This window comes from Clostridium polyendosporum (genome assembly GCF_018332455.1).
GTDB classification, from domain to species: domain Bacteria; phylum Bacillota; class Clostridia; order Clostridiales; family Clostridiaceae; genus Clostridium_AY; species Clostridium_AY polyendosporum.
The window spans coordinates 1-1145 of the sequence record NZ_BOPZ01000065.1; the positions used below are offsets into that span (position 1 = coordinate 1).

General features: G+C 44.1%; 2 tRNA genes and 2 rRNA genes. All 4 read left to right on the forward strand.

From position 1 onward, the window contains the following. Positions 1-80 (forward strand): 16S ribosomal RNA (locus tag CPJCM30710_RS17360); the annotation flags it as partial. 275 nt (positions 81-355) lie between these two features. Beyond that, positions 356-431, forward strand: a tRNA-Ala gene (locus CPJCM30710_RS17365). Between the two features lie 5 nt (positions 432-436). Then, positions 437-513 (forward strand) — tRNA-Ile (locus CPJCM30710_RS17370). Between the two features lie 167 nt (positions 514-680). Further along, positions 681-1145, forward strand: a 23S ribosomal RNA gene (locus tag CPJCM30710_RS17375); the annotation flags it as partial.

The following is a 1145-nucleotide window of genomic DNA, read 5'->3' on the forward strand; positions in this document are numbered from 1 at the left end:
GGCCGAAGGTAGGGTCAGCGATTGGGGTGAAGTCGTAACAAGGTAGCCGTAGGAGAACCTGCGGCTGGATCACCTCCTTTCAAGGAATGTTTAGTTGATACTTAACGCATGTTAAGATTAACTACAAACTTAAAATCGCTAGAAACGAGCAGTACGCGAAAGTAACGAGCGAAGCGCGGAGCTTACTTCGGTAAGTGAGCACTGCAGCGAGGAAGCTGACAAAGTAATGCGAAGTTTATCACGATTTTATATAATGAGTTGTCAAATGGATTGCGCTAATTCCTCTGTTTAATTTTGAGAGACCAGAAACTTAACAGAATTGTTGATAGGTTTAGGAATCTCAATAAAATAATGTGGGGGTATAGCTCAGTTGGGAGAGCACCTGCCTTGCACGCAGGGGGTCAAGAGTTCGAATCTCTTTATCTCCACCACATAAGGGCTTATAGCTCAGCTGGTTAGAGCGCACGCCTGATAAGCGTGAGGTCGATGGTTCGAGTCCATTTAAGCCCACCATTTGTTCTTTGAAAATTGCACATAAGAAGGCTAAACAACTGAATCCTTAATGAATTTTAATTCAAAGGAAGTTGTTTAACCAGTAAAGCCAAATTGGTAAAACCAAAGAATTATTCTTTGTAAGAGAACCAAAACTGGTAGTTGTAAAAGACTACTTTAGTATATTAGGTCAAGCTACAAAGGGCGCATGGTGAATGCCTTGGCATCAGGAGCCGATGAAGGACGTGATAAGCTGCGATAAGCTTCGGGTAGGCGCAAATAGCCTGTGATCCGAAGATTTCCGAATGAGGAAACTCACATGGGTAACCCCATGTATCTTACGATGAATACATAGTCGTAGGAGGGTAAACCCAGGGAACTGAAACATCTAAGTACCTGGAGGAAGAGAAAGAAAAATCGATTCCGTCAGTAGCGGCGAGCGAAAGCGGAAGAGCCCAAACCGGAAACTTGTTTCCGGGGTTGCGGACAGAACATAACGCGAAGCTATTGTTAACTGAACAGTACTGGAAAGTACGACCGTAGAAGGTAATAGTCCTGTAAGTGAAAACAAGAGTAAGTAGTTCTGATCCAGAGTACCACGAGACACGTGAAACCTTGTGGGAAGCAGGGAGGACCACCTCCCAAGGCTAAAT